General features: G+C 67.6%; 25 protein-coding genes, 1 tRNA gene and 1 pseudogene. 11 read left to right on the top strand and 16 right to left on the bottom strand.

The annotated features are described in order from the left end of the window. Positions 1-257: 257 nt before the first annotated feature. From cofC to C457_RS14795, 6 genes and pseudogenes are all read right to left on the bottom strand, one after another. A complete protein-coding gene (gene cofC / locus C457_RS14820) occupies positions 258-872 on the bottom strand; it encodes a 2-phospho-L-lactate guanylyltransferase (protein ID WP_008095865.1) in 615 nt (204 codons plus the stop codon). Between the two features lie 6 nt (positions 873-878). Next, positions 879-1,673 (bottom strand): hypothetical protein, encoded by a 795-nt coding sequence (locus C457_RS14815; RefSeq protein ID WP_008095864.1) that lies wholly within the window; start codon positions 1,671-1,673, stop codon positions 879-881. Beyond that, the gene (locus tag C457_RS14810) at positions 1,642-2,829 is read right to left on the bottom strand and encodes a tubulin/FtsZ family protein (protein WP_004975628.1); all 1,188 of its coding nucleotides are present in this window, start codon (positions 2,827-2,829) and stop codon (positions 1,642-1,644) included. The genes C457_RS14815 and C457_RS14810 overlap by 32 nt, the downstream gene beginning before the upstream one ends. Positions 2,830-3,040: 211 nt before the next feature. Next, a pseudogene (locus C457_RS14805) lies at positions 3,041-3,268 on the bottom strand (complex I NDUFA9 subunit family protein); the annotation flags it as partial. Continuing rightward, positions 3,217-4,083: a complex I NDUFA9 subunit family protein gene (locus tag C457_RS14800; protein WP_239640759.1), complete on the bottom strand. Its 867-nt coding sequence runs from the start codon at positions 4,081-4,083 to the stop codon at positions 3,217-3,219. The gene C457_RS14800 and the pseudogene C457_RS14805, both read right to left, overlap by 52 nt. A 143-nt stretch (positions 4,084-4,226) precedes the next feature. Continuing rightward, positions 4,227-4,472 carry a hypothetical protein gene (locus C457_RS14795; protein ID WP_008095863.1) on the bottom strand — a complete coding sequence of 82 codons (246 nt, stop codon included), beginning with the start codon at positions 4,470-4,472 and terminating at the stop codon, positions 4,227-4,229. An 85-nt stretch (positions 4,473-4,557) separates the two neighbouring features. On the opposite strand from C457_RS14795, the gene tmk reads away from it, so the two are divergent. Further along, positions 4,558-5,151, top strand: coding sequence for a dTMP kinase (gene tmk / locus C457_RS14790; RefSeq protein WP_008095862.1), 594 nt, complete (start codon positions 4,558-4,560; stop codon positions 5,149-5,151). 24 nt (positions 5,152-5,175) lie between these two features. On the opposite strand, the gene C457_RS14785 is transcribed toward tmk, so the two are convergent. Continuing rightward, on the bottom strand, positions 5,176-5,496 hold the full coding sequence (locus C457_RS14785) for a hypothetical protein (protein ID WP_008095861.1): 321 nt from the start codon (positions 5,494-5,496) through the stop codon (positions 5,176-5,178). 139 nt (positions 5,497-5,635) lie between these two features. Here C457_RS14785 and C457_RS14780 point away from each other — a divergent pair, with 139 nt between their 5' ends. Next, a complete protein-coding gene (locus tag C457_RS14780; protein WP_008095859.1) occupies positions 5,636-6,682 on the top strand; it encodes a thiamine pyrophosphate-dependent dehydrogenase E1 component subunit alpha in 1,047 nt (348 codons plus the stop codon). Positions 6,683-6,694: 12 nt separating this feature from the next. Here the strand turns inward: C457_RS14780 and C457_RS14775 are convergent, their stop codons facing one another. Next, positions 6,695-6,928 (bottom strand): Lrp/AsnC ligand binding domain-containing protein, encoded by a 234-nt coding sequence (locus tag C457_RS14775; RefSeq protein WP_004975609.1) that lies wholly within the window; start codon positions 6,926-6,928, stop codon positions 6,695-6,697. Positions 6,929-7,036: 108 nt separating this feature from the next. Between C457_RS14775 and C457_RS14770 the strand changes: the two genes are divergently transcribed. Then, a complete protein-coding gene (locus C457_RS14770; RefSeq protein WP_008095855.1) occupies positions 7,037-7,720 on the top strand; it encodes a potassium channel family protein in 684 nt (227 codons plus the stop codon). 2 nt (positions 7,721-7,722) lie between these two features. Beyond that, complete coding sequence (locus C457_RS14765) at positions 7,723-7,959, top strand: Lrp/AsnC ligand binding domain-containing protein (RefSeq protein WP_004975606.1); 237 nt, start codon at positions 7,723-7,725, stop codon at positions 7,957-7,959. A 67-nt stretch (positions 7,960-8,026) separates the two neighbouring features. Here C457_RS14765 and C457_RS14760 read toward each other — a convergent pair whose 3' ends face one another. From C457_RS14760 to C457_RS14750, 4 genes are all read right to left on the bottom strand, one after another. Next, entirely contained in the window at positions 8,027-8,524 is a 498-nt protein-coding gene (locus C457_RS14760; protein ID WP_008095852.1) for a DUF5813 family protein, read from the bottom strand. A 328-nt stretch (positions 8,525-8,852) separates the two neighbouring features. Beyond that, positions 8,853-11,264: a methyl-accepting chemotaxis protein gene (locus C457_RS14755; RefSeq protein ID WP_008095849.1), complete on the bottom strand. Its 2,412-nt coding sequence runs from the start codon at positions 11,262-11,264 to the stop codon at positions 8,853-8,855. A gap of 115 nt (positions 11,265-11,379) precedes the next feature. Then, complete coding sequence (locus C457_RS20675; protein WP_008095848.1) at positions 11,380-11,556, bottom strand: hypothetical protein; 177 nt, start codon at positions 11,554-11,556, stop codon at positions 11,380-11,382. Positions 11,557-11,608: 52 nt separating this feature from the next. Beyond that, positions 11,609-12,409, bottom strand: a complete 801-nt coding sequence (locus tag C457_RS14750) for a tetratricopeptide repeat protein (protein WP_008095846.1) — start codon at positions 12,407-12,409, stop codon at positions 11,609-11,611. A gap of 203 nt (positions 12,410-12,612) precedes the next feature. Here C457_RS14750 and C457_RS14745 point away from each other — a divergent pair, with 203 nt between their 5' ends. Then, the gene (locus C457_RS14745) at positions 12,613-13,134 is read left to right on the top strand and encodes an ester cyclase (protein ID WP_008095843.1); all 522 of its coding nucleotides are present in this window, start codon (positions 12,613-12,615) and stop codon (positions 13,132-13,134) included. A 177-nt stretch (positions 13,135-13,311) separates the two neighbouring features. Here the strand turns inward: C457_RS14745 and C457_RS14740 are convergent. Both C457_RS14740 and C457_RS14735 read right to left on the bottom strand, forming a co-directional pair. Then, positions 13,312-13,396 (bottom strand) — tRNA-Leu (locus C457_RS14740). A 41-nt stretch (positions 13,397-13,437) separates the two neighbouring features. Continuing rightward, on the bottom strand, positions 13,438-13,782 hold the full coding sequence (locus C457_RS14735; RefSeq protein ID WP_008095842.1) for a ferredoxin: 345 nt from the start codon (positions 13,780-13,782) through the stop codon (positions 13,438-13,440). Positions 13,783-13,898: 116 nt separating this feature from the next. Between C457_RS14735 and C457_RS14730 the strand changes: the two genes are divergently transcribed. Next, complete coding sequence (locus C457_RS14730) at positions 13,899-15,254, top strand: hypothetical protein (protein WP_008095841.1); 1,356 nt, start codon at positions 13,899-13,901, stop codon at positions 15,252-15,254. Positions 15,255-15,304: 50 nt separating this feature from the next. On the opposite strand, the gene C457_RS14725 is transcribed toward C457_RS14730, so the two are convergent. Continuing rightward, a complete protein-coding gene (locus C457_RS14725) occupies positions 15,305-15,823 on the bottom strand; it encodes a peptidylprolyl isomerase (protein WP_004975597.1) in 519 nt (172 codons plus the stop codon). 183 nt (positions 15,824-16,006) lie between these two features. Between C457_RS14725 and C457_RS14720 the strand changes: the two genes are divergently transcribed. The 4 genes from C457_RS14720 (at position 16,007) to C457_RS14705 (ending at position 18,817) form a co-directional block, all read left to right on the top strand. Continuing rightward, positions 16,007-16,984 (top strand): bile acid:sodium symporter family protein, encoded by a 978-nt coding sequence (locus C457_RS14720; RefSeq protein WP_008095840.1) that lies wholly within the window; start codon positions 16,007-16,009, stop codon positions 16,982-16,984. A gap of 90 nt (positions 16,985-17,074) precedes the next feature. Further along, the gene (locus C457_RS14715) at positions 17,075-17,314 is read left to right on the top strand and encodes a YgaP family membrane protein (protein ID WP_008095839.1); all 240 of its coding nucleotides are present in this window, start codon (positions 17,075-17,077) and stop codon (positions 17,312-17,314) included. A 75-nt stretch (positions 17,315-17,389) separates the two neighbouring features. Beyond that, the gene (locus tag C457_RS14710) at positions 17,390-18,421 is read left to right on the top strand and encodes a succinylglutamate desuccinylase/aspartoacylase family protein (protein WP_008095838.1); all 1,032 of its coding nucleotides are present in this window, start codon (positions 17,390-17,392) and stop codon (positions 18,419-18,421) included. 39 nt (positions 18,422-18,460) lie between these two features. Then, positions 18,461-18,817, top strand: coding sequence for a hypothetical protein (locus tag C457_RS14705; RefSeq protein ID WP_008095837.1), 357 nt, complete (start codon positions 18,461-18,463; stop codon positions 18,815-18,817). Between the two features lie 34 nt (positions 18,818-18,851). Here the strand turns inward: C457_RS14705 and C457_RS14700 are convergent, their stop codons facing one another. Beyond that, the gene (locus C457_RS14700) at positions 18,852-19,934 is read right to left on the bottom strand and encodes an anthranilate phosphoribosyltransferase (RefSeq protein WP_008095836.1); all 1,083 of its coding nucleotides are present in this window, start codon (positions 19,932-19,934) and stop codon (positions 18,852-18,854) included. A 108-nt stretch (positions 19,935-20,042) separates the two neighbouring features. On the opposite strand from C457_RS14700, the gene ahbB reads away from it, so the two are divergent. Then, positions 20,043-21,176 carry a siroheme decarboxylase subunit beta gene (ahbB, locus tag C457_RS14695; RefSeq protein ID WP_008095835.1) on the top strand — a complete coding sequence of 378 codons (1,134 nt, stop codon included), beginning with the start codon at positions 20,043-20,045 and terminating at the stop codon, positions 21,174-21,176. Positions 21,177-21,185 lie beyond the last annotated feature (9 nt).

The raw sequence follows: 21,185 nt of genomic DNA, 5'->3' as shown, positions 1-21,185 counted from the left end.
AGAGACGGTAACACGGAAGTCGAGCTCGGGGCCGGATAGTTGGTGCCAGACACGTCTCCGGCCCGTCCGAGGCGCCGTCAGGCGCTCGCCCCGATTTGGTTGCGAGTGTGACTCGCGTCGTCGTCGCGACGTTCGGACTCCACTTCGACTCCCACGTCGTCTTCGCGACGCGGAAGCGCGCGGCGCACGTTGCCTCAGTTCCCGCCGGGCAGACGGACAACCGCGCCAGTCAATGTTTATCGTGGACCGTTAAGGTCTTATCGGCGCTCGCGGACGGCCTCGACTCTGCCCGACCCGCCTTCGAGGCGGACGCCGGCGTCGACCAGCCACTCGCGGACGCGGCCCTCGCCGTGGACGAGCACTTCGACGAGGTCGGTCGGCTCGTCCACGTCGACGGCGAGTCGCATCGAATCCACCTCCGCGAACGAACAGCCGGCGTCGCGGGCGATTCGCCGGTGGTCGAGGATGGACGCGCCGTGGTAGTCGACGGAGAAGTCGGAATGGCGGACGACGAGCGCGTTCGTGCCGCCGCCGAGGCCGGGCGCGGCGACCACGTCGGCGTCGGTCTCGAACAGCCGCGCGAGCGCCGTAGGCGTCGCGAGCGCGAGGTCGGCCATGACGACCGCGACCGGGTCGTCGCCGCCGAGTTCGTCGCCGACGACCTCGGTGAGCGGTCGGTCGTCCACGGTGACAGGCGCATCGACCGAAACGGGCGCGTCAGCGACGACTGTCGGGTCGCCGTCGGCCGCGCGAACGGCGTCGAGCACGTCCCGGAGCATCGCGACGGCGAACTCGCGTCGCTCGTCGGCGTCGAAAAACGGGGCGAGTCGGGTCTTCGGCGTTCGTCCCCCGAAGGGAACGACGACTCGCACTGAGAATCAGCCCAGTTTGTCGTAGGTCGTCTGCTGGGACCGCCAGTAGAGGAACCCACCGGCGATGAGCGCGACGACGAGCAGGCCGCCCGCGGCGTAGATGAGCAGTTGGGTCGTCTGACTCGACTGCTGTGCCTGGTTCGCGCTGGTCTCGGCTTCGTTGGCGAGGTTCGTCGCGAGGTTGAACTCTTCGCCGTTGAACGCTTCGACAGCGTTGTTGAACGTCTGCTGGGCTTGTTGCGTGTTGGCCCCACTCGCACTCTGAATCGCGGCCTGCGCGCTGTCGAGTTCGGCGCGCGCGGCGGCGCTGTCTTCGGTGTAGTGGTGGGCGGTCCACGTGTCGATATCGTTACTGGAGCCACCTTCGCGGGTCTGGTCGAGCGAGATAAGCGTGAACGTCTGCGCGGGGTCGTAGGAGTACGCCTCGACCTCGGGGACGGTCCCCGTCACGGAGATTTCCACTTCGCTCGTGCCGTCGCCAGCGGCGACTTGCGCGCCGCTGAAGTTCTGCCCGTCGAAGGACTGCTGGTCGACTTTCGCACCCGTCTGGTCGTAGTACGTGACGGTCCACGTCACGTCTTCCAGGTCGGTCTCGCCCGCGAGCGTCCACGATTCGAGTTGCGGATTCCTGTACAGTTCATCGAGGGTGGCCGTCGCGGTCACCTGTGAACCGACCTGCGCCTCGTTGGGAACGTTCTCGGACGCGACGCTCACCGCCCCCACCGGGCCCGCGAGGGCCGACAGGAGCACGACGAGCGCGAGCGCCAGCTTAGAAAAGCGACTCCAGTTCGTCTTCGTCATCGTTTATGAGGTTCTCCAGATTCGAATCGCTCTCTTGGCGGATCTCTTCGATGTTATCCTGCGCTTCGATGGCGACCTGCTGCAGTTCCTTGATGCGCGGGACGTTCGTCACGCCCGACAGGAGGATGACACTCGCCACCTTCCCCGCGCCCGGAATCGGGTAGTCGCCGCCGCGAACTTCCATGGAACCGGTCTGCTCCTCGATCCATTTCCGCCCGCGCTCTATGCCTTTCCGGTTCAGATGCTCCGGCGGACCAGCGAGTACGAGCAGCGCGCGCTCCGCGCCTTCGATCTCACACGGGAGCGTGAGTCGACCGAGCGCGGCCTTGCGAACGAGGCTCGTGATTCGGTTGGTCGTGTGCGCGGTGTCGAGGTTGTCGTCGGGCTCGTCGCCGCCCGTCAGCCGGGACAGGAGGCCGCCGCCCTTGTTCTTCCGCGGTTCGACGCCCTCGGAGGCGTAGCCGACGGTCGAGACGCCGCCGCCGGCGAGCGTGTTGATAATCTCCGACGAGTCGACGACGGACTCCGCGACCTCCTGTCCGTCCTGGACTTCGCCGGCGCCGAAGAGCACGCCGAATCGGTTGACGATCTCCTCGTTGATCTCGTCGTATCCCCCCTGTACCGACTCGCCGGTCTTCCGCCAGGCGTCGTTGTCGAACACGAGGAGGTTGTCGACCTCGCGGACGAACGTCTGGAAGGAGCGCGCGGCGTTGAGCGTGTAGATGCCACCCTCGTCGGACCCCGGCAGGATGCCGATACCGTAGACGGGTTCGGTGTAGATGCGCTTGAGGTGTTTCGCGAGGACCGGCGCGCCGCCGGAGCCGGTGCCGCCACCGAGCCCGGACACGACGAGGAAGGCGTCGACTTCGTGGACAGGGATGCTGTCGATGGCACCCTGTACCTCGTCGATGTCCTCCTCGGCGATTTCGGCACCGAGTTCGTTGTCCGCACCGACGCCATGTCCCTTCACGCGGGACTGGCCGATGAGGACGCGCTGGTCCTTCGGTATGTTCTTCAGTCCGAGCAAGTCAGCTTTCGCGGAGTTCACCGCGACCGCAGCGCGGACGATTCCGGCGTTGCGTTCCCGGTCGTACTCGACGAACTTGTCGACTACTTTTCCCCCGGCTTGCCCGAATCCGATCATTGCGAGCTTCATAGGTTCGGTCCCCTCGCCATTGCGTGAATTGCAGTACGAACGCAGACATAAGCGTTGTGATGGGGAAGTGTATATCAATCGTCAGATTATCTGCGAAAAACGGCGACACGAAACCGGTGTTAATCGGACATTATCCCGTAAGAACGGCTAATACCGGCGAAATGAGCCGGAGTTCACAACCGATTAACTCCCGCCAAACGTCGGACGACCGTCAGTTTCGATCGGCGAGGTACGCGCCGAGTGTCTTCATCGACGAGGTGTCGATGCCGAAGACGCCCACGTCGTTCTGGTCGGTCGTGTTGTCGAACTGGAGCGAGCGGTACTGGTCTTTCCCCATCGGGAAGCCGGGGACCGCTCCGAGGACGGTCAGGCCGACGCCCGCGAGACTCATCGGCAGCGGGACGATGGTGATAGACTTGTTCTCGGCGTCGTACACCATCTCCGTGATTTCCCGGAGCGTGAGCTTTTCGGGGCCGCCGATGCGGTAGGTCTCGCCGACGTGGTCGTCGTCCTCGACGCCGTCCGCGAGCATCGGGACGAGATCANGATAGACTTGTTCTCGGCGTCGTACACCATCTCCGTGATTTCCCGGAGCGTGAGCTTTTCGGGGCCGCCGATGCGGTAGGTCTCGCCGACGTGGTCGTCGTCCTCGACGCCGTCCGCGAGCATCGGGACGAGATCGCCGACCCAGATGGGCTGGAAGCGCGTCTTCCCGTTGCCCGGAAGCGGGTACAGCGGGACGCCGGGGGCGAACATCCCCTTGAGCCGCTTCGTGAAGGAGACGAACTCGCCGCCGTCGCCGAAGACGACCGACGGCCGGAAGATGACCCAGTCGAGGCTCGACGACTTAAGCGCCTGCTCGGCTTTCCCCTTCGAGCGGATGTAGGCGGTGTCGCCGTCGGTGTCGGCCCCGAGCGCGCTCATCTGGACGAGTCGGGGCACGTCGTTGGCCTCCGCGGCCTTCACGACGTTTTCGGTCCCCTGCCAGTGGACGATGTCGTGCATCCGGTTGCCGCCCTTCGGCTCGAACAGCGGCGAGAGCGCGACGAGGTTCACGACAGCGTCTTTCCCCTCGAACGCGCCCGCGATGGAGTCGTAGTCCGTTACGTCCCCCATCGCCTTCTCGACGCCGTCGGGGAGGTCCTCGCTGTTCGGACTCCGCGACATCGCGGTCACGCTGTGTCCCCGCGACTGCAGTTCGCGGCAGAGATGGCTCCCGATGAATCCGCTTCCGCCGACGACAAGGACTTTCATGGCGTAATATTCGGCGGAATGAGGGTAAAGCTAACGGGGGATAGAGGTCGATTTCGCCGGGGAACGCTCCGATGGGAACGACGCTCCTCGAACGGGTGTGTTCGACTCTCCGACCCGCGGCGACGGTTTCCACGCGGACCCGCTCAGAAGAGAACCGAAGGCGCGACCGAGCCGTCGGTGCGCTTTACCATCCGACCGATTCGGTCGTAGACGACTATCTCCGCGGTCGCCTCGGGACACTCGTCGGGCGCGTCGCTCGGGTGGTCGACCTCGGACTGTTTCGTCGCGAACGACGTGTCAGTCGGGGGGACGCTCTCGTCGAAGCGGACGACGCTGTACGGTTTTTCCCTCGGTAGGAGGTCGTTCCACCACTCTCGGGTGGCCGTCACTGTCTCACGTATCGGCTTGCGTTGACATTATCATTGCGGCGGCTCGCTTCGGCGCGCTTTTTCCGGAGCGCCGAGTTGGTAGGGTATGCTCGTCACGCTCGAAGGGCTCGACGGGAGCGGGAAGACGACCGTCTGGGAGGCGCTCCACGACGCGTACCCCGACGCCGTCTTCACGCGCGAGCCCACGTCGGACTCGTGGTACGGAGAGGCCGTCAACCGCGCTATCGCCGACGACGACGCCGACCCGCTCGCCACGCTGTTCCTCTTTACCGCCGACCACGCGGACCACCTCTCGCGGGTCGTCCGTCCGGCCCTCGCCGACGGCGACCTCGTCATCTCCGACCGCTACTCCGACTCGCGGTACGCCTATCAGGCCGCCTCGCTCCGCGACAGCGACCTCCGCCGCCCGATGGAGTACATCAGGGGTATCCACACGGCGTTCACTCGGCCGCCGGACAAGACCATCTACCTCGACGTGGACCCCGAGACGGCCGCCGCGCGCAGCGGCGCGACGAACAAGTTCGAACAGGCGGCGTACCTCGCGGACGTGCGCGCCAACTACGAGCGACTCATCGAGGCCGAACCGGAGCGGTTCGTCCGCGTCGACGCGACGCAGTCGCCCGAGGACGTGCTCGACGCCGTCGAGGCGGCGCTCGAAGAGATTCTCGCGGAGAACTAAACTAGTCACCGACCGGCTCACGCCTCACCGCGAGTTCGGGAGGTTCTCGTACTCCTCCGGCGGCGGGACGTAGAGCGTGTCGATGGTGAACCCGAGCGCGAGTGGCATCCCTATCATCACGCCGAGCGCGGCCGTGGGGCTGCCGAGGTCAACGCCGATGCCGAACACGCCGGAGAACACCAGCGTCGAGACGAACAGCACGAGCGGGATGAGAAACAGTGCGTACAGGATGTAGCCCCACTGCGTCTTCAGTCGAAGGCGGAAAAAGCGGGTCATGACCGCCGCGATGAGCGTGTGGAGGGCGATGACCGCGCCCATGAGCACGAGGTTGACCACCGAGACCATAGCCGACCTACGGAGGCGGTGGTCTTTGGCCTGTCGCTCTCGGTGGCCCGCTCGTCCCGCGCCGCCGTCGGTCGAACCGCCCGCCGCGGCCGCCCCGCGGACGGGTGATGTTTATCACGAAGGACCGTGACTCACCGCCATGCACCGACTCATCGCAGAGCGCGGGCTGGACGACACGGGCTTCACCGCAGACGACGCCCGCGCCGCCCTCCGCGACATGATTCGAGCGCGACGGTTCGACGAGCGTGCACTCGCCCTCCAGCGACGCGGGTGGATGAGCGGCTACCCGCCGTTCTGCGGACAGGAGGCCTCTCAAATCGGGGCCGCCCACGCCATGCGCGACGACGACGTGTTGCTGCCCACCTACCGGTCGAACGCCCTCCAACTCGCCCGCGGCGTGCCGCCGAGCGACATCCTCCTCTTTCGGCGCGGCCACGCCGAGTACGACTCGGACCACGACGTGCCCGTGTTCCCGCAGGCGGTCCCCATCGGGAGCCAGATTCCCCACGCCGCCGGCGTCGGCATGGCCGCGAACTACCGCGGCGACGACTACGGGGCGCTGGTCTGCTTCGGCGACGGCGCGACCTCCGAGGGCGACTTCCACGAGGGGCTGAACTTCGCCGGCGTCTTCGACGCGCCGGTCGTCTTCTTCTGCGAGAACAACGGCTGGGCGATTTCGCTCCCCCGCGAGCGCCAGACAGCGAGCGAGTCAATCGCGGTGAAGGCCGACGCCTACGGGATGGACGGCATGCAGGTCGACGGCAACGACCCGCTGGCGGTCAGGGAGGCCGTCGAGCGCGGCTTCGAGAAGGCCCGCGCCGGCGAACCGGTGCTCATCGAGAGCCTCACCTACCGACAGGGGCCGCACACGACCGCCGACGACCCCTCGCGCTACCGCGACGACGACCCGGGGCTCCCCGAGTGGCGGACGCGCGACCCCCTCGACCGCTTCGAGTCGTTCTGCCGCGAGCAGGAGGTCGTCGACGACGCGGCGCTCGACGCCATGCGTGACGACGCCGACGAGGAGCTGCGCGAGGCCGTCGAGCGCGCCGAGGCAACGCCCGAACCGGGGACCGACGAGCTGTTCGACAACGTCTACGAGGAACTGCCGCCGGAGCTCGCCCGCCAGCGCGAGGAACACGTCGCGTTCGTCGAGCGCAACGGACCGTTCGACATCGAGCGCTGAGCGCGCGGTCCCTCAGTCGTCCAGCGAGATGTACGTCTTCGTGTCGGCGACGCCCTCTAAGCTCTGGACGCGGCTCGACGCCGTCTTCAGCACCTCGTAGACCGCGTCGGTGTCGACCTCGGCGATGATGTCGTACGCGCCCGCGACGATGTGCGCCTCCGTCACCGTCTCGAAGTCGCGGATGGGACCGAGAAGCTGTTCCGACTCGCCGGCTCCGGTCTTCACCATGATGAACGCGTGAACCATGCGTGAGATATTCTACCACGGTCGTCAAAAGCCTTGCTTCGACCGAGCGCGGCCCCTTCGGTCGAATCGGGGGAAGGTTATTTGCCTCCGCCGACATACCGTCTTATCATGCGGTTCGTTATCATTGGTGCTGGACGGGTTGGGCTGCGCACCGCTCGCGTCCTCCGCGAGGAGGGTCACGACATCGTCCTGGTGGAGTTGGACCGCGACCGGGTCAAGCGGGCCCGCGAAGCAGACTTCGAGGTGGTCGAAGGCGACGGCTCCCGCGAGGAGGTGCTCGTCGACGCCGGTATCGAGGCGGCCGACGCCCTCGGCGCGCTCACCGCCGACCTCAACGTGAACTTCGCGGCGTGCATGATCGGCAAGCACTTCGGCTGTCGGACGGTGCTCCGGGTCGACGAGGACTACCGCGAGGAGGTGTACCAGAAGTACGCGAAGGAAGTGGACGAAATCGTCTACCCCGAGCGCCTCGGCGCTATCGGCGCGAAGAACGCGCTTCTCGGCGGGTCCATCCGCGCCATCGCGGACATCGCCCAACACCTGCAGGTTATCCTCGTGACGGTGACGGAGGCGTCGCCGATGAACGGCTACAGTATCGAGGAGGTTGCGCTCCCGGCGAACGCCCGCGTCCTCGCGTTCGGGAAGAAAGACGGTCCGATGGGCATCCCGCTTTCCGACGACTCGCTGGAGACGGGTGACCGCGTGGCCGTCCTCGCGGACTTCGACGTGCTCAACGACGTGCGACAACTGCTCGTCGGCGACGAGGTCGTCACCACGGCGGGAGGTGCGTGACGATGGTCTACGCGTACATCATGGTCAAGGCCGCGCCCGTCTCCGACGGTATCGACCAGCTGAAACAGGAGCTGTTGGCCGTCTCGGACGGCATCGTCAGCGCCCACATCGTCGCCGGCGACGTGGACTTCATCGTGAAAGTCGAGGTGGACACCCCCGCCGACGTGAAGGACATCGCCGGCGGCATCCAGTCGGTTCCGGGCATCGAGGACACCCAGACGTACATCGCGATGGACTGAGTCGGAAGCGACCGCGCGGGTTCGCCGACCCGTGCTCGAACCGAGCCGACGCGTTCGTTGCCTGTTTTCAGAAGCCCGCGCCGGCGGCGTCTCGCGCGTTCTGGATGAGGCTCGTCACCGGTTCCTCGTAGTCGTAGCCCGGGATGATGCCCTCGACGAACGTGCCCTCGACGTAGTCGATGACCGCGCCGGCGTCGTCGACGCCGCGGCGCTCGTTGACGTCGGCGAAACTCGCCCGGACGACCGCTTCGTCGCCCGCCCGCGTCACGTCGGGGTCGAGGCCGTGGTCGCCGGCGACGACGCCGTTCACGTCTTCGAGGCGGAGTTCGAAGGTGTCGTACCAGCCGTCTTCGACGATGGGTGCCACGTCGTCGGCGACCGCCGAGAGCATCGGGACGCGGACCTCCACGCCGAACTCGACGTGGCCGTTGTCCCGCGCCGCGACGCTGACGGTGCCGTCGAACGGCGTCGTCACGGACTCGAAGGTGCGGTCGTCGACCCGCTCGAACGACCCGTGGTCGCCGAACGCGCGGCGGACCCGACCGGGGATGTCGTCTTCGCTCATGCCCGGACGAAGGTCCCGACAGGAGAAAAGCCCGTTGCGTCGCGAGCGCCCTCGAATCGCCCGCCTGCGCCGGATTTGGGCGAATGGCGGCACGTTTAAGTATCTCGCCGCACTCCATTCAGGTGACGCTTCGCTTTGGAGGGCCGAAGCGTCAGCGGGGACCAATCTAGGGCGGCATTTGCCGCGCGGGCCGCTCCCGTGCGGCTGCCTATCCCTTTCTCACGAAACTCACATCGAAGAGTCGACGGCTCGCGTTCGCGCGCTCGAATCGAACAACTGAATCGAGTGATATCCTCCCCAGTAAAAACCCGCCAGCGACGCGGCCGCGTCAGTTCTCGTCCGGTCCGTCGCGGGTAGGTTTGCGTTCTCTCGACTCGGTTCCGTCTCCGGACACGGTTCCGCCTCCGTCCGACTCGTCTCCGCCCGAGCCGTCGGTCGCGAGATCGGACATCGTCGGTGCCGAAATCGGCTCGGAGTTCGTCTCGTCCACCGCCGCGGTCGCATCGGCCTCGACTCCGGATTCTACCGCGTCGACGTCGCCGTCTCGCTCCGCTTTTTCGCGTACTTCGAACCGGTCCGCGAGCGCCCGCAGTTCGTCGGTCGTCGACGAAAGCTCCTGCATCTTCCCGGCGACGGTGACCATCGCGTCGTTCTGCTCGTGGGCCGCGCCGGCCACGTCGGCCGCCTCGGTTCGCGTCTCGTCGGCGATTTCGGCGGCCTCGTCCGCGAGGCGCGCGACCGACTGCGCGGCCGACGCCTGCGAGGCGGTCGCCTCGTCGATGGCGGCGACGCCGTGGTCGACTTCCGCCAGTCGGTCGACCGCCTCGTCGATGGCGGTGACGCCGGTTTCGACCGTCTCGGAGCCCTGCGAGACGCGCTCTCGGGCGGCCTTGACCGCATCGACCGTCTCGTCGGCGGTCTCTTCGACTGACTCGATTGACGACGCGATTTCGGTCGTCGCGTCGGCGGTCTCGCCCGCGAGCGATTTCACGCTGTCCGCGACGACCGCGAAGCCAGCGCCCGCCTCGCCGGCGCGGGCGGCCTCGATAGAGGCGTTGAGCGCGAGCAGGTTCGTCTGGTCGGCGATGTCCTCGATGAGGTCGACCACCTCGCCGATGTCAGCCACCTCGTCGCGGAGGGCTTCGACGCCCTCGGCCGCGGCCGCGACGCGTGCGTCGATGTTCGCCATCTCGTCGTGGACGGCAGCGCTCGCGTCTCGGCCGGCCTCGCCGCGGTCCGCGGCGTCACCCGCGAGGTCAGCGAGTTCGTCGGCGGAGGCGGCGACCTCCTCGACCGTCGCGGAGAGGTCCTGCATCTCTGAAGAGACCTCCGAGAGGAGCGACGCCTGCTCGGCCGCGCCGTCGGAGATGTCGGCGGTCGCCAGTTCGACGCGTTCGGAGGCGGCGCTGACCTCCTCGGTGCCGGCGGTGACGCGCTCGCCCGCCGCGTCGACCGTCGCCGCGAACGACGCGACCTGTCCGATGGTCGATTCGAGGTCGGCGAGCATCGCGTCGATGCCGTCGCCGACAGCCGCCATCGCCTCGTCGTCCGGTTCGACCGACGTGCGCACCGTCAGGTCGCCCGTCGCCGCGGCGTCCATCGTCTCGCGGTAGTCGTCGGCGGCACTAGCGAGGTCGCGTCGGGCGTCTTCGGCCGCTTCGATGCGCTCGCGCAGGCCGTCGCGCATCTCGGCGAACGCGTTCGTCAGCGCCCCGAACTCGTCGACTCTGCGGGTTTCGAGGTCCACGTCGAGGTCGCCGCCGGCGAGCGCCGCCGCCTTGGTCCGCAGTCGCCGGAGCGACAGCACCGTGTTGCGACCGATGACGACGCCGACCAGCGCGAGGCCGGCGAGGCCCACGCCGATGAGGACGGCGACGTCGCGCTCGACAACCTGCGCGACCGCGTAGGCGTTACGCTGCGGCGCTTCCACGAGAACCGCCCAGTTCGTTCCCGAGACGGGCGCGTAGGCGACGACTTCGTCGCCCGCGTCGCCTTCGCCCTCGCGCTCGATGACGCCGGTCTCGCCGCCGAGTGCGGCGTCGAGCGCCGGCGTCGCCGCGCCCTCACGGTACGTCGTGAGGACGTTTTTGCCGTACTTGTCGAAGGCGATGACACCACCCTCAGTCACCACGCGAGTCTGCGACCCCTCGACCGATTCGCTCAGCAGTTCGGCGTGTTTCGTCGCGTCGACGACGACCATCACCGCTCCGTCTCGACCCTCCACGGGACTGAGGAAGGCGAGGCGCTCGCTCCCGGCGTAGCGGTAGACCTCGGAGACGGCGACCGCGTCGGGGTCGTACATCGTCAGCGACCCGGTCGTCCACGACAGGCCGAGGTCGGAGACCGACTTGGCCTCTATCACGCCGTTCGTGCTGCGGACGATGTCGCGGTTCGACGGCTTCACGTAGTGGATGGCCATCACCTCGTCGGGGAGCGTGTCCTTCTCGCGTTCGAGCGTCTCGTCGATGGTGTCGGGGTCGCCCGTCTGGACGGTCTCGTACTCCGAGAGCATCCGGGTGGTCCGTGCGTAGCCGTCCATCCAACTCGACAGTCCCTCGGCCTCCAGCGCGGCGACCATCTCCAAGTCGCTGTGGGTGTCGGCTCTGACCTCGGTCCCGACCATGTCTGAGACGTACAGGCCGAACCCGCCCATCACCGCGGCCACGAGGAGAATAACGAACAGAAACTTCCGGAGGTAGCTCCGCCTGAGCACCGCCGGAACCAGCGTGGCGAGCTTCATGCCACTTGGTAGCAAGAGAGCGACGTAAAGCGTTGTCCCGCTAGATATCAGGAATGATATTGGCGGGAGAAGCGGGGTCTCTGAGCCTCACGGAATTACGAGTTCCGAGAATCGACTACAGTTCGCTCACGGTGACGCCGAGCGCGAGGGCGGCGGCTCCGGTTGCGCCACCGCCCGCGGCGAGCGGCGTCGGCAGGGCGGACACGACGCCGACGACGGCCCCGACGAGGATGAAGACGGCCATCCCGAGGAGCGTGGCGTCGAATCGCGTGACGAGGAGTCCGGGTGACACGGTCTAATTACATGTCATTAGCCGAACTGTCAAAATGTTTGTGGGTGCGGCCCTACTCGCCTCGCTCACTGACGGCCGGGTCGTCGGACCCGTCCGCGTCGGCGACTTCGTGGGCTCCGGGTTCCACGTCACGGGCCCGGTCCGGTTCCGATTCCTCCCGCGCTTCGGGTTCGGCCTCGGTCTCGCCCTCGACGAGGTCCGCTTCGAGGAACGCCAGGGACCGGTCGCGCTCGCCCCGGACCGAGCTATCGCGCAGTCCGAGTGAGATGGCGGTGTCGAAACAGCGGAGGGCTTCCTCGTGGAGGCCGCGTTCGGCGAGGAAGAAGCCGCGGTTGTACCACGCCTGCGGGAGTCGCGGGTCGAGTTCGACGGCGCGCTCGGCGCGGTCGAGCGGCCCCGACGAGTCGCCGAGTTCCCACAGCGCGTACGCGAGGTTCGTCTCCGCGGCCGCGGCGTGTTCGCCGTCGTCGTCGATGCGGAGCGCCTCGCGGTACGCGCCGATTGCCTCGTCATACTCGCCGAGTTGCGCGTGGGCGACACCCTTGTTCACCCACGCCTCGCACGCCGTCGGCGAGTCCTCGTCGGCGTAGGCGACCGCCCGACTGAAACTGTCGACTGCCTGTTCGTACTCCTCGATGGCGGCGTAAGCCAGTCCGACCTCGACGAGCGCCGCCGCGTCGACCGCCTCGGGGTCGATTCCGTCCTCGTCCACGAACTCGGCGAGGACGTGGTCGTCCGCCGGGTCGACGAGTCGTCCGTTCACCCGGTACGTCGGCGGGTCGAGGTCGAACCCTTCGTAGGGGTCGCCGAACCCCTGTCCATCCGAGTAGCGGTGTCTACGCGTCGAAGCCATTCCTACACGTTGGCGGGGAACCGACATAACGTGGTCGGCGGTTGTGGCGTTTGCCCACCGACTCGCCCGCCAATCCGCACGTCACTCATATCCTCTACTGGGTGCTATCTGGTAGCACTACGCTATGTCCTCGCGGGTCGTACCTCACGACGGCGTCGGCGCGCGGTCGGGCGGGTCGCCGTGGTGACGCCGGGTGGGTACGCATGTCGACACGAACGGCCACAGAGGAGAACCGCACCCTGATTCGAACCGAGTTCGACCGGGCGTGGAACCGCGACGAACTCGACGCGCTCGACGAACTGTACGCCGACACCGTCTGCATCGCCACGACGCGAAGCGGGTCCGACGAGGCGCTCGTCACGCGCGAAGATAGCAAGGAACTGCACGGCGAGTGGGACGGCGCGTTCCCGGACGCGACGACCGAAATCAACGCGATGGTCGCCGAGGGCGACGCCGTGATAGTCTGGTGGACCCTCCGCGGCACGCATCTCGGGACGTTCCGCGGCATCGAACCGACGGGCTCGCAGATCGCCGTCGACGGGTTCAGCTACCGCCGCATCGACGAAGGAACCATCGTCGAAGTGAAAGACGCCGCGAGCATGGCGACGCGTGTTCTCGCAACTCGGCGTCGAACTACCGGCGTGAACGCGCCGGCGGGAGCCATCACCGACGCAGATTTTTTGCTGTTTGTGCGACCGGGTCCGTGGTGTCTCGTCGAGAAGTAGTGCGAGACGGCTGGACGCATCGCTCCGCCCACTATCGTTCGCAGAAGCGAGTGCGGGGGACGAGATTGTGAACCGTGCCGAGACGGTCTCCCTCGCTGTCGCTCGGGTGCTGCGACTCGTCGGGTTCAAATCTCGTCCCCCGCACTTGACACTCGTCACGTAGTTCCTCGGTACAAGTGCGGGGGACGAGATTTGAACTCGCGAACCCCTACGGGAGCGGATCTTAAGTCCGCCGCTTTTGGCCTAGCTCAGCCACCCCCGCGCACTCTCCCGTTCTCCGAGGGGGTGAAAAGTGCTTTCGCTTTACCAGTCGACCGAGAGGGTTCCGTCGCCGTGGGGGTTCGGCGATAGCTCCTCGTCTGTTCGGCGGTCGATGACGTGGATGACGCCGCGGCCCTTCTTCGCCGGGCAGACCTCCGCCGCCTCGATGTTCTCGTCGAGTTCGTCCTCACCGACGAAGTACGATTTAGCGCGGGCGAGGCCGGTTTCGAGGTCCATCTCCCAGTTGTCGGCGACCTCCGCGCACCGACCGGCCCCGAAGCACTTGTTCGCCTCGAAGATTATCTTGTAGGGCTTTTCGTCGACCGGCGGGGCGTTCTCGTCGGTTCCGAAGTCGCTCGGCTTCGGACGCTCGGACTCCTCGCTCATCGTCGGCCCTTGCGGCGCGGTGGTCTTTGCGCTGTCGGTCGCGCGGCGGGAGAAACCAAACCGAATCTCGGTGTGCGCCCGGTGATTCTTTCGCTATCGAGCCCTACTATCGGACGATGCGGCAGTCCCGTCGCTCGCGCTTCGGCGACCTGATTCGCGCCGCCAGTCCCAGCGACCGCCGCCGATTTCTCGCCGACCTCTGGACCGCCCGCGGGTGGGAGACGACCGTCGAAGACCGCCTCGTCGTCGCCCGCCGCGGCGACCGAATCGACCGAATCGCGGTCGCCGCTCGGTCTCGACGTCTCTTGTCGCCGCCGGTCCCGGACGAGGCGACAGTCGTCGTCGCGCTCGGCGACCCCGAGCGGACCCGACGCGTGGCCCCTGACGACGCCCGCGTCCTCTCGGTCGACGACCTCTACGAACTCGTCCGATACGGCCTCCTCGGCGGCCGCGGCGACGAAGTCGTCGCCGACCATTTCGGCGTCCGCCTCGCCGACCTGCCGGCCGACGGTGGGGGCGGGGGTGCAGGGGGCACCGAGGGCGCAGGCGGCGCGCGGACCGGGCCATTCGCGTCCCTGCTTCCTCCCGCGCTCTCGTCGCTCCCGGTCGTGCCGCTTCTCTTCGTCGCGCTCCTTCTCGCTGCGGTCGCCGTGACCGCCGGGCCGGGCGGCGTACCGGTGCTCGGCGAGGCGCTCGGCGGCCAACAGCCGTCGGTTCCGACGCTGGCAGCGACGACGTCCGAGCCGACGCCGACGCCCGAACCGCGGACAGTCGCCCCCGGCGTGACCACCGCGGGCGTCGAGAACGCGACGCTCCTCGCGGCGGCCCACCGAAGGGCCGCGGCGAACCGGTCGTACCGGTGGACCCTCCGATACCGCGAGTCCATCGCCGGCGACGAGACGGGCCGCGAGGTGGAGGTCGTTCACGTCGAGGCCCCGCACGTCTACGTTTCTGAGGTCCAGCGCGCCGGGCGACTCAGGGCGTTCCCGCGCCCGACCGCCTCGGAGGACGCGTACGCCGACGGGACCACGCGCTACGCCCGCCGCCCCGCCGAGCCGGACGGCGTCGCCGCCCGCGTCCTCGACCCCGACGTGCGCGACGGTCCGGGGCGACAGGCCTCGCGCGCCGCCCGCTACCTCGAGTGGTACCTCTCGGCGGACGAGACGACGGTGACGCGCGTAGAGAGTGTGACGAACGCGACTGTCGAAGACGGGACCCCGCTGTACCGAATCGAGGGCCGCGACACCGACTTCCCGCGGTCGCGCGGCTATCGGGTCGAAGCGATCGTCGAAGAAAGCGGGTTCGTCCGCTCGATGCGCGTCACCTACGAGACCCGCGACGGCCTCGGCGTCGAGGTCTGGTTCGCGTACGACGCGGTCGGCGAGACGACGGTGACGCGACCGGCGTGGCTCGACCGCGCCGACGGTTCGAACGGCGGTCGGACCGTCGTCCCAGCGAACGCGAGCGGGTAGCGTCCGTCGCGCTCGGTCGCGTCTCGGTCGCGTCTCGGTGTTCGCGGCGCTTACTGCTCGACGTCGACCGATTCGAGGACCACATCGGACACCGGCTTGTCGTTGCGGTCGGTCGGGACCGAGCCGATGTCTTCGACGACGTCCATGCCGTCGGTGACTTTTCCGAAGACGGCGTGCTTGCCGTCGAGGTGGGGCTGGGCGTCGAGCGTGATGAAGAACTGCGAGCCGTTCGTGTTGGGGCCGCGGTTCGCCATCGAGAGCACGCCGGGGCCGTCGTGGCTGAGGTCCGAATGGAACTCGTCGTCGAAGGTGTAGCCGGGGCCGCCGCGGCCGGTTCCCGTCGGGTCGCCGCCCTGAATCATGAAGTTCGAGATGATGCGGTGAAAGAGGATGTCCTCGTAGAGGGGTTCGCCCTCCATCGTCTCGTCCGTCTCGGGGTGGACCCACGTCTTCTCGCCCGTCGCGAGGCCGACGAAGTTCTCGACCGTGTTCGGGACCTTGTCCTCGAAGAGTTCGACCGTGATGTCGCCCTTGTTCGTGTGGAGCGTGGCCGTTGGGTTGTCGCTCATACTCGACCCGTCGGGCGGGCGAGTGAAAACCGTGCCGCCTCGGGGTCGGCCGCGGCGCTGACACGACTCCGTTCGGCCCGCGTCTTCCGGTCGGCACCGCGGACTGTCACACCGACAGACGTTTTTCTCCCCCGCGACCGAGTGGCGTGAGATGACATCACATGTTGACGGAGGACACTCCGAATGAACGCTCGGTCGACCCTCGAACGCCTGTCGGAACTCGCGAATACCTACTTCGTCGGCCTCGTGCTCCTCGCGTCGGCCGCCGCGTTGGTCCAACCGGACCTGTTCACGTGGATTGCGCCCTACATTTCGCCGCTGCTCGGGCTCATCATGCTCGGGATGGGGCTGACACTCCAGCCCGTTGACTTCCGTCGACTCGCGGAGCACCCGCGAGACGTGGCCATCGGCGCGCTCGCCCAGTGGCTCATCATGCCGACCGCCGCCTACGCGCTCACGGTGGTTCTCTCGCTCCCGCCGGAGCTCGCGGTCGGCGTCATCCTCGTCGGCGCGGCCCCCGGCGGCACCGCCTCGAACGTCATGGCCTACCTCGGCAAGGGGGACGTGGCGCTCTCGGTCGCCATCACGACCGTCACCACGCTGGCCGCGCCGCTGGTCATGCCCGCGTGGGTCGTCGCGCTCGCCGGCGAACAGCTCCAGGTCGGCTTCATGGACCTGTTCGTCAACATCCTGCAAATCGTCTTCATCCCGGTCGTCCTCGGCTTCGCGCTCCGCCTCGTGCTCGACCGCAACGCGCCCGAGGTCGCCGAAGTCGGCCTCGACGTGTTCCCGCTCGTCTCGGTCCTGAGCATCGTCGCCATCGTCGCGGCCGTCGTCGGCCTCAACGTCGACACCATCCTCGGCGCGGGTGCGGCCGCCATCGGGGCCGTCGTCCTCCACAACGCCATCGGCCTCGGAACCGGCTACGGCACCGGCCGCCTCGCCGGCATGTCCGAGGACCGCGTCCGGACGACGACGTTCGAAGTCGGCCTCCAGAACAGCGGGCTCGCCGCGGCCCTCGCGCTGTCGTTCTTCTCGCCCGCCGCCGCCCTCCCGCCCGCGCTGTTCAGCGTCTGGCACAACATCACCGGCCCGCTCCTCGCGAGCTACTTCTCCCGAACCGCGAGCGAACCGTCGGGTGGAACGCCCGCTGACGACTGAATCGCCCGGAGCGACCACCTTCTTTCGATACGCCCCGTCAGTCGGGAATCTGCGCTAGATTGATGTATTGTAAATTATAAGCACTACTGTATGGTACGAAACGTCGGCACGCTCGACCGGACTGTTCGCCTCGCGCTCGGCGCGCTCCTCGTCGTCGGCGGCGTCGGAAGCTACGCGGGGCTGTTCTCGCTCGGGTTCGGCTCGGTGCCCGCGGCGCTCGGGGCCGTGTTCGTCGCGGCCGTCGGCGTCATCCTGCTCGTGACCGGGTTTCGCCGGACGTGTCCGCTGTATCTGCCGTTCGGCATCGACACCTCGGACGACCGGAACTGACGCCCGGCATCGCCTCGCACCGCCCGCTTTTCTCGCTCCCCTAACTACAAGACACCCCACCGCGATGCGTCGGATATGCATACCGCGGAGACCGTGACGCTCACTCGCCTCCCCTCCGGCGTCCCGGTACAGACGACGGTTCACACCTACGAACCAGCCGACGGGTCAGACGGCCCGACGCTCTACGTGCAGGCCGCCCAGCACGGGCGCGAAATCAACGGCACCGAAGTGCTCCGCCGACTGCACGGCCGCCTCGAACGCGCGGAGCTTTCGGGGCGCGTCGTCGCCGTCCCCGTCGCCGACCCGCTGACGTTCGACCGCGTCTCTTACGTCACGCCCGAGGAGCTCGACTCCGTCAACTCCAACATGAACCGCGTCTGGCCGGGCGACGCCGACGGGTCGCTCCACCAGCGCATGGCCGCGAAGCTCTGGGAGTACATCGGCGAGGCCGACGCCATCGTCGACCTTCACACCGGGAGCCCGGACATGCTCACCCACACGGTCTACCTCCGGGGCGACGAGGCCTCCCGCGACCTCGCGCGGGCGTTCGGCGTCGACATCCTCCTCGCGGAGGCCGCGGGCGACGAGGCCGACGACGAGTGGACCGAACGGAGCTTCGACGGCAAACTCCGCGTCGCGGCCACGAACGCGGGAATCCCCTCTATCACCCCGGAACTCGCCCACAACAAACAGCTCGTCGAGCCGGCCATCGTCGCCGGCGTCGAGGGCGTCCTCAACGTCTGCCGCGACATGGGTATCCTCTCGGGCGCGGTCGAACCGTGGGACGGCCGCACCTATCGCAACCACCTCGGCCGCGTGCAGGCCGCCGCCTCGGGCCTGTTCGTCGCCCGCGAGGACGTGGAACTCGCCCGCGAGGTCCGCCCCGGCGACCACCTCGGGTGGGTGTACGACCCGACCACCTACGAGGTGCTCCAAGAGGTCGAAGCCGAGCGCGCGGGCCTCGTCTACTCCATCGCCCGCGAGGCGACCGTCACCGCCGGCGAGACGCTCGTCGGCATCGCGCTCCCGCTGGACGACGGCGAGAGCGACGCCGAGGGCGGCGACCCCTTCGACGAGGCCGACGAGAGTGGCGACCTCGACATCTAGGGGAAGAAAACACTTATTCGCGCCGGCGGTCGGGTGCGTATGGACCGCCGCGCCGCGTTCTCGCTTCTTTTGATTTTCCTCGTCGTCGCCGCGGGCACCGTCTTCGTCTTCGACAGAGAGGCCCAGCGGCGGGCGATAGCGGCGGAAGAAACGCGCCTCCAGACCGAACTGGCGGCCAGCGAGTGCGTCACGACGTACGGCACGTCGGCGACCGTCAGCGGCGAATCGGCGTCGGTCGTCGCTCGGAGCCTCGACGGCTGGACGGTTCGCGTCTCGCACCCGTACTGGTACAGCACCGACCGGTTGCACGCCGACGGGTCGTCAGAATCAGTCTACGTCGTGGACGTGGAGTCGGTCCAATACGCGGGCGGCGAGCCGGTGGGGCCGGCGTGTTGAAGGGCAAGCGTTCGAGTCGGCTGCGACTGCGACTTCAGAACTCGCGCAGGTCTTCGAGCACGGCTTCCGCGTCGCCGGAGGCGATGGTCTCGCGGGCCATCTCGAGTCCCTCGTCGATGGTTTCCGCGTCCTCGCGGGCGTAGATGCGGAGCGCCGCGTTGAGGGCGACGGCGTCGGCGAAGCGGTCCTCGCGCTCGCCGGCGAGCACGGCTTCGGTGATTTCGGCGGAGTCGCCGGCCACGTCGTCCTCGTCGACGCCGAGGTCGTCGTACTCGAAGTCCATGCCGTACTCGGCGGTCTCGATGTCGAAGTCGTCGAAGGTGGCCTCGCCGTCGTCGCCGGCGGTCCACTCGGCGACCTTCGTGTAGCCGGGGCGGATGTCGTCGTAGCCCTCCATGCCCTGGAACATGAGCACGCGGTCGAGGTCGTGGTGCTCGCTCGCCTCGAAGGTGTCGACCATCTTCTTGGCGAACGCGAGGTGGTAGAACGAGCCGAGGTGAACCGAGGCGTTCGCGGGGTTGGCGATGGTCTCGATGGTGTTGACGAACGTCCGGACGCCCATGTTGTCGCGGCGCTCCCAGAGGGCGTGGATGGCGGGGTTAAACCGCGGCTGGTAGTAGAAGCCGAAGCCGGTGTCGTCGACCATGTCGGCGGACTCGTCGGGGTCGAGTTCCGTGCGGACGCCGAGTTCGTCGAGGACGTGCTTGTAGGCGTCCTGCTTCTGGGTCGGGACGCGGTCACCGGAGTGGACGACGACGGGCGTGCCGGCCGCGGCGGCGACGACGCCGGCGGCGACGCCGAGGATGGCGGTCTTGCCCTTGCCGTCGTAGTTCGCGCCGCAGTCGACGGGGTCGACCTCGGGCTCGGCGTACTCGACGTGTTCGGCCATCACGTCGGCGTAGGCGGCGAGTTCCTCCGCGTTGTTGTGCTTCCAGCGGTTGGCGAGCCAGAACGCGCCGAGCGTCGTGTGGTCCGGTTCGCCGGCGAGGATGCGGCGCATCGCCTCGGACGCCTGCTCGCGGGTCATGTCCTCGGCGGACTTCGTGCCCGTGCCGACGACTTCCGTCATCAGACGCTTCAGCGGCCATTCCCCGAACTCGCTTTCGACTACTGCCATGCCTCTGTGTTCGGCCGAGCGGTCAAAAAACGTCCCGTTCGGTCCCGCTGGCCGGGACCGACGACGCCGTCCGAAAGCGATAGGCTTCCCGACTCCTAACGCCGGGTAATGAGCGCGTTGTCGGACGATTGGCGGGACGGCATCGACGAGGTCGATGCGGCGCTTATCGACGAATACCAAAGCGGCTTCCCGGTCGAACAGCGGCCGTTTCGCGTCGTCGCCGCGGAGTTAGGCATCGACGAGGACGACGCCCTCGACCGCGTCCGTCGGCTCCGCGAAGACGGCATCTTCCGGCGGTTCGGCCCGGTTCTCAATCCGCCCGTCATCGGCAGTTCGACGCTCGCGGCCGTCTCGGCCCCCGAGGAGCGCTTCGAGGAGATTGCCGAACTCATCAACGGCTACCGCCAAGTCAACCACAACTACCGCCGCGCCCACGAGTGGAACATGTGGTTCGTCGTCACCGCCGGTTCCCGCGAGACGCGCGACCGCATCCTCGACGAAATCGAGGAGCGAACCGGCTGTGAGGTGCTGAACCTCCCGATGCTCACCGACTACTACATCGACCTCGAGTTCCCCATCGTCAACGACGACCGCTTCGCCCGCGAGAGCCTCGGGGAGACCGACGTGAGCGCCACCCGCATCTCCGAGGACGCCACCGGCGACCTCTCGTCTCTCGAAGCCCGCCTGCTCGTGGAGATTCAGGGCGGCTTCCCGCTGTCGAAGACGCCCTACCGCGACGTGGCAGACGCCCTCGACACCGAGGTCGACGACGTGCTCGTCGCCGTCGAGCGCCTGCTCGCCGACGGCTGTATCAAGCGCATCGGCTGCGTCGTCAACCACATCGTCACGGGCTTTCGGAACAACTGCATGGTCGTCTGGAACGTCCCCGACGAGGAACTCGACGCCCGCGGCGAGGCCGTCGGGAGCCTCCCGTACGTCACGCTCTGTTACCACCGCCCGCGCCGCCCCGGACAGGGCTGGGAGTACAACCTCTTTACCATGATTCACGGCCGGGACGCCGACGCCGTCGACGAGAAGATAGACGAACTGGCCGACGACCACCTGCCGTTCGACCACGAGCGACTCTACTCGACGGCGAAACTGAAACAGACCGGCGCGCAGTACGAGGAACTCGTGGGCTCTGACGACTNCCTGCCGTTCGACCACGAGCGACTCTACTCGACGGCGAAACTGAAACAGACCGGCGCGCAGTACGAGGAACTCGTGGGCTCTGACGACTGAGGACAGAAC

Source organism: Haloferax prahovense DSM 18310 (genome assembly GCF_000336815.1).
GTDB classification, from domain to species: domain Archaea; phylum Halobacteriota; class Halobacteria; order Halobacteriales; family Haloferacaceae; genus Haloferax; species Haloferax prahovense.
The sequence above is the reverse complement of the archived record's forward strand: the minus strand, read 5'-3'. Positions and strand labels throughout refer to the sequence as shown.

Bases quoted from the DNA above. Each gene is read 5' to 3' on its own strand.
- C457_RS14815 (WP_008095864.1), bottom strand. From the start codon at position 1,673: ATGACGAAGACGAACTGGAGTCGCTTTTCTAAGCTGGCGCTCGCGCTC.
- C457_RS14810 (WP_004975628.1), bottom strand. From the start codon at position 2,829: ATGAAGCTCGCAATGATCGGATTCGGGCAAGCCGGGGGAAAAGTAGTC.
- tmk (WP_008095862.1), top strand. From the start codon at position 4,558: ATGCTCGTCACGCTCGAAGGGCTCGACGGGAGCGGGAAGACGACCGTC.
- C457_RS14785 (WP_008095861.1), bottom strand. From the start codon at position 5,496: ATGGTCTCGGTGGTCAACCTCGTGCTCATGGGCGCGGTCATCGCCCTC.
- C457_RS14780 (WP_008095859.1), top strand. From the start codon at position 5,636: ATGCACCGACTCATCGCAGAGCGCGGGCTGGACGACACGGGCTTCACC.
- C457_RS14775 (WP_004975609.1), bottom strand. From the start codon at position 6,928: ATGGTTCACGCGTTCATCATGGTGAAGACCGGAGCCGGCGAGTCGGAA.
- C457_RS14770 (WP_008095855.1), top strand. From the start codon at position 7,037: ATGCGGTTCGTTATCATTGGTGCTGGACGGGTTGGGCTGCGCACCGCT.
- C457_RS14765 (WP_004975606.1), top strand. From the start codon at position 7,723: ATGGTCTACGCGTACATCATGGTCAAGGCCGCGCCCGTCTCCGACGGT.
- C457_RS14760 (WP_008095852.1), bottom strand. From the start codon at position 8,524: ATGAGCGAAGACGACATCCCCGGTCGGGTCCGCCGCGCGTTCGGCGAC.
- C457_RS14755 (WP_008095849.1), bottom strand. From the start codon at position 11,264: ATGAAGCTCGCCACGCTGGTTCCGGCGGTGCTCAGGCGGAGCTACCTC.
- C457_RS14750 (WP_008095846.1), bottom strand. From the start codon at position 12,409: ATGGCTTCGACGCGTAGACACCGCTACTCGGATGGACAGGGGTTCGGC.
- C457_RS14745 (WP_008095843.1), top strand. From the start codon at position 12,613: ATGTCGACACGAACGGCCACAGAGGAGAACCGCACCCTGATTCGAACC.
- C457_RS14735 (WP_008095842.1), bottom strand. From the start codon at position 13,782: ATGAGCGAGGAGTCCGAGCGTCCGAAGCCGAGCGACTTCGGAACCGAC.
- C457_RS14730 (WP_008095841.1), top strand. From the start codon at position 13,899: ATGCGGCAGTCCCGTCGCTCGCGCTTCGGCGACCTGATTCGCGCCGCC.
- C457_RS14725 (WP_004975597.1), bottom strand. From the start codon at position 15,823: ATGAGCGACAACCCAACGGCCACGCTCCACACGAACAAGGGCGACATC.
- C457_RS14720 (WP_008095840.1), top strand. From the start codon at position 16,007: ATGAACGCTCGGTCGACCCTCGAACGCCTGTCGGAACTCGCGAATACC.
- C457_RS14715 (WP_008095839.1), top strand. From the start codon at position 17,075: ATGGTACGAAACGTCGGCACGCTCGACCGGACTGTTCGCCTCGCGCTC.
- C457_RS14710 (WP_008095838.1), top strand. From the start codon at position 17,390: ATGCATACCGCGGAGACCGTGACGCTCACTCGCCTCCCCTCCGGCGTC.
- C457_RS14705 (WP_008095837.1), top strand. From the start codon at position 18,461: ATGGACCGCCGCGCCGCGTTCTCGCTTCTTTTGATTTTCCTCGTCGTC.
- C457_RS14700 (WP_008095836.1), bottom strand. From the start codon at position 19,934: ATGGCAGTAGTCGAAAGCGAGTTCGGGGAATGGCCGCTGAAGCGTCTG.